Annotated in this window: 5 protein-coding genes; 2 read left to right on the top strand and 3 right to left on the bottom strand. The window is 56.7% G+C overall.

Going from position 1 to position 4,608, the window contains the following annotated elements:
- Both SFLMC1_RS05605 and SFLMC1_RS05610 read left to right on the top strand, forming a co-directional pair.
- On the top strand, positions 1 to 971 hold a 971-nt coding region (locus tag SFLMC1_RS05605; RefSeq protein ID WP_187323875.1), incomplete at its 5' end, for an acyltransferase family protein.
- A 57-nt stretch (positions 972 to 1,028) separates the two neighbouring features.
- Complete coding sequence (locus SFLMC1_RS05610; RefSeq protein ID WP_152073279.1) at positions 1,029 to 1,475, top strand: low molecular weight protein-tyrosine-phosphatase; 447 nt, start codon at positions 1,029 to 1,031, stop codon at positions 1,473 to 1,475.
- Positions 1,476 to 1,637: 162 nt separating this feature from the next.
- On the opposite strand, the gene SFLMC1_RS05615 is transcribed toward SFLMC1_RS05610, so the two are convergent.
- The 3 genes from SFLMC1_RS05615 to SFLMC1_RS05625 all read right to left on the bottom strand — a co-directional run bounded on the left by SFLMC1_RS05615 (position 1,638) and on the right by SFLMC1_RS05625 (position 4,324).
- Positions 1,638 to 2,999 carry an ATP-binding protein gene (locus tag SFLMC1_RS05615; protein ID WP_152073269.1) on the bottom strand — a complete coding sequence of 454 codons (1,362 nt, stop codon included), beginning with the start codon at positions 2,997 to 2,999 and terminating at the stop codon, positions 1,638 to 1,640.
- Between the two features lie 178 nt (positions 3,000 to 3,177).
- On the bottom strand, positions 3,178 to 3,507 hold the full coding sequence (locus SFLMC1_RS05620; RefSeq protein WP_192924161.1) for a TIGR04076 family protein: 330 nt from the start codon (positions 3,505 to 3,507) through the stop codon (positions 3,178 to 3,180).
- Positions 3,500 to 4,324 carry a PfkB family carbohydrate kinase gene (locus tag SFLMC1_RS05625; protein WP_152073270.1) on the bottom strand — a complete coding sequence of 275 codons (825 nt, stop codon included), beginning with the start codon at positions 4,322 to 4,324 and terminating at the stop codon, positions 3,500 to 3,502. The genes SFLMC1_RS05620 and SFLMC1_RS05625 overlap by 8 nt, the downstream gene beginning before the upstream one ends.
- Between the last annotated feature and the right edge of the window lie 284 nt (positions 4,325 to 4,608).

Below are 4,608 nucleotides of genomic sequence, written 5' to 3' on the forward strand. Positions count from 1 at the left end.
CATCGGTTCTGATTTTTTTCATCTTGTCTGGCATAGTGCTGTCCCTTGTTCCGTTTAAGCAAAAGGACGGCGGTAGGTACAACTGGCCCGGCTACTATCCAAGAAGAATCATTCGCCTTTGCGCTCCGATGTTCGCGGCGATCGCGCTGGCTATCCCAGCGGGTTATGTGGCGTGGCACATGGGATCCACGTCGCGTTCCGCACTTGCCGTTACCTATGACGCCGACCTGCCCACGATAATTCACGACATTCTTATGCAATTCGATGTGCTGTTCAATGTGTCCAATGGCGTCAACACCCTTTATGGTGCGCCCCTCGCACGAGTCGACTCCCCCATATGGTCTATGAGCTGGGAGCTTTGGTTCAGTCTCACGCTTCCATTGGCTATTTGGTGCATATCGCGTATTCGACGCCCTGGTTTTGCGGTCATAACGATATTCGCAGCGGTGTTTGTCTCGTATTGGTCAGGCTATTTTCCGCTGCGCCTAGGCCTCATGTTCTGGCTTGGCGTCATAATCGCCAAGCAATTCGATAAAATCAAAGCCATTAAGTTGGCTGCCCCTGTCGAGCTGGCACTGCTCATTGTTCCCGTTGGCGTTATCGAGCTGTCGCTCGTATGGCATCCCGGTGGCATTGCCGAAGCACTGCTATCTACCACCATGAACGCCGCATGCATGACGGTCGTAGTAGTTTCGATTATCGATGGTTTTACACGCCGGGTGCTTAGCACGAGCCCGATGACTTTTTTGGGAAAGATATCGTATAGCTTGTATCTCACTCATGCCATCGTCATAGGAGGCCTCGCTGCCTTTTTACCCAAACTCGGAATTGCCACGCCGCATGCGATTGCCGCAGCCTCATTGCTCGTAAGCACGGTTGTTGCGATCGCGTTTTGGCGCGCGGTCGAGGTTCCCAGCATGAACCTATCGCGTTCGCTGGGTAAGTTGAAACCCGATGATACTATTCGCTAAGCTATTGAAAAAACGGCTTCGCTCGGAATAGGAACCGTCATGCAAAACCACCAATCCATGCAGCGTATTCTGTTTATCTGCCATGGGAACATCTGCCGCTCGACGATGGCCGAGTCGGTGTTTACCGAGCTGGTGCGCCGCGCCGGGCGCGAGGGCGGGTTTGTCATCGACTCCGCCGCCACCTCGACCGAGGAGATCGGAAACCCGCCGCATCATGGCACGGTCGCCAAGCTGCGCGAAGTCGGGATTCCCGTCATTGCCCACCGCGCGCGCCAGGTGCGTCGCGCGGAGTATGGCGACTGGGATCACATCGTCTACATGGATGCTGAAAACGCGCGCGGCCTGCATCGCATCTTTGGCGACGACCCCGACGGCAAGATTACGCGCTTGCTTGATTGGACCGAGCGCCCCGGCGACGTGGCCGATCCCTGGTACACCGGCAACTTCGATGCCACCTACCGCGATGTGCTCGCCGGCTGCACCGCCATGCTCGAGCAACTGTAGGCAAGCGAGCGCGCGAACCGCGCCATCGGCATAAATCGAGTGTGGATTTTCTCCCACTTTGAACGTTCAAGCGCGCTCTAAACGGGAGAAAATCCACACTCATTATCTCGGGATAGCGGATGCGACAAAGGCACTGTCCCTTTGTCGCATCGAGGACTGGCCCTAGACCGGCTTGACCTCCAGCTTTATCCCCTCGGCACGGGCGTCACCCAAAACATCCGAAAGGGCCCAGGTCGCATATAGCGGCAAATAAAGAACAGCTCCGTTGCGCTCAACGTTGCCTCTCGAGAAAACAATTCCGAGCCTTACGCCATATTCGGCCGTATCAAGCACATGACCGAGCGCAGCGTGCGCGTGGTAATAGGAGCCCGATTTAACCTCGATCGGAACAGCCGTCCCAGCCGGCCCGTCGACCACAAAGTCCACTTCGCCGCGCTTTTTTGTCTGATAGTAGTAAAGCTGGCGATTTTGGGCAGCCAGCTGCTGGGCCACCACGTTTTCGTAAATGCCGCCCAGATTGGGCTCCTTGTTATCAAGATACGCCGCTTGGGCGACTCCAACGGGGTAGCGCGCCATCAACATGCCCGTATCCGATTGATATAGCTTGAACTGCGATGGCCGCGCCGTCTTGAGCAGGGGCGATTTTGGCTCGGTTACGATATCGGCCTTGAGAGCAACGCCGGCATCGACAAGCCAGACAAAATCTCGCTGGTACTTGTCGTAATGCGCCTTGGGGTCAATGGAATTGAGCACGAAGCGTTTGTTTTCGCCCTCGAGCATAATAGGGAGCTGATCGTAAATGCTCTGCACCTGAAGGGCTCGCCCACTTGCATACTTGGAGATATCCCGCCGGTACTGTTCGTTGAGCTCTGACTGTAGCTGACGAACAGAGGCAAGGTCGCCCCGCATGTCAAGGAAGCGCTGCACGACCTCTGGCATTCCGCCGACAACGGTATAGGTCCTGAAGTTTGCCATCATCGCGTCATGAATGTAATCAGGAATGGGCTTCTCGTTGATACACGCGTCGCGTATCGTTTGGCGAGCCCCCTCGCTCACCTCGATTGCCCAGCAAAACTCCTCAAAATCGAGCGGGAACATCCTAAGCTCGTGAACATACCCCACGGGATAGGACCTGACGCCCTTGAGCTGAGTCCCGAGCATTGACCCCGAAAACGCCCAGCGGCACCGCCCATCCTCAACAAGGAACTTTGCCATTGTCATGATGTCGGGGGCCTCTTGGACCTCATCGATAAATACGAGCGTTTTGCCCGGTGCAATCGACTTTCCCGAGAGAAGCGTCACCCTGCTGATGAAATCATCGGCATCCCGCGCCTCGAGAAGAGCGTCTTTTGCCTGGCGATTTTCCATGAGGTTAAGCTCGATATAGTTTGCGTGGCTGGCTTTGCCAAATGCACGAATCGAATAGCTTTTGCCGATCTGGCGAGAACCCGTGATGAATAAGGCCTTTTGCTCGGCAGACTTCAGCCAACGCTCCAGCTCGGCCGCTATTTTCCTACGCAGCATAGGCTCTCCCCTCAGTGCCATCAAATGAAATGCAAAGATTTATATGCTTGATTATCGATGAAATGCAGAGTTTTTAGAGCACAAAATCGGATGAAATGCAGAGATTTGCGATTTAGAGCATGAAGAGGCGCGTCCACCGCCGAGTGTGACAAAGGGACTGTCCCTTTGTCACACTCGGCTACTCGTCGACGATCTCGGCAAGCCAGACGTTCAGCGTATCGACCTCGGGGCAGCAGAACTTTGCCGTACCAGGCTCGTTGCCAGGCACGGTTCCGCCGTAGCGCAGGATATCGATATAGGGAAAGCCCACGTGACAGGCCATGGAGCACATCTTGCCGCGGTCTCGGTCGAAGTCAAAAACGTCGCCCGGCTTGTGACCATGGTGGCAGCGGCACGCACCCAGCTGGTCCACGCAGCTCACGCGGATACGCGGACGCTTGCCACGCGGTGCGCCGAGCGGTCTGTTCTCGCCCGCAGGCTTGACGCCGCCCTCGTCGGCATTACTCATGGTCAATCACATCCAGGCATGCCTCGATGGGAAGGCCGGCCGACTTGTCCTCTTGGTCGGCATTGCGCTCGATAAGCTCAGCCACCACACGCATGGCATTGGACGTCGCGCGCTGCAGACTCCAACCTGCCATAACGCGGCCTACGAGCACCGCCGAGAACGTGTCGCCCGTGCCCGGGAAATAGGTCGGAATGAGCTCAAAGGGAATCGTAAAGTACTCCCCCGCCACATGGTCGTAACCAATAACCGCGTTCGTGCCATTGACTACGGCGCTCGTAATGACCACGGACTTGGCACCCAGCTCACGCACGGCGTCCACAAGGGCGCGGGCCTCATCGGGTGTAATCTCTTCGGCCATAGGCGTATCGGTGAGCAGGCATGCCTCGGTATAGTTGGGCACCGCGTAGTCTGCGCACTCGACCAGACTGCGCATAAGGCCGATGGTCGACTCGGGCACACCGGCGTAGAGCTTGCCATTGTCCGCCATGATGGGGTCGACGAACACCTTGGTGCCCTTTTGCGCGCGGCGGTGGCAAAAGTCCGAGATGATGCGCGCCTCTTCCTCGGTCACGATAAAGCCGGTCGAGATGGCGTCGAACTCAAAGCCGAGCTCCTCCCAGATAGCGAGGCTTTGGCGCACGTATTCGGTGGTGTCGTGGATGTAGAACTTGGGATAGTTGAGCGTATCGGACACAAGTGCCGTCGGCAGATTGTGGATACGGTAACCCATGTGCGACAGCACCGGCAGCATGGCGGAAAGCGCGACCTTGCCGTAGCCGCACATATCGTTGATCAGCAGCAGCTGAGTGTTCTTCATGAGTGTCCCCCTTGGTTCGGGCACGGCGCTGCAGCGCCACAGTGCGACTAAGTGTAGCGCAGGAGACGTTGTGAGCGGAGTCGAGCTGCGCGACGGGCAAATTGTTGCGGAAAGGTTACGAAAACGAAGTAGTCATTGGGGACGTTCTTAAATGACTAGTCAAACAAGAACGTCCCCAACGACTACTAAGTGCCAAAGCGACTAGTCGGGCAACGCCGATGTTTTGGCGCGGGCAGCGAGCGGGTCGCATTTGTGACAAGGTGGCGTGAAACGAAAGGGCGCTG

Source organism: Collinsella aerofaciens, from assembly GCF_901212495.1.
Lineage (GTDB): Bacteria > Actinomycetota > Coriobacteriia > Coriobacteriales > Coriobacteriaceae > Collinsella > Collinsella aerofaciens_H.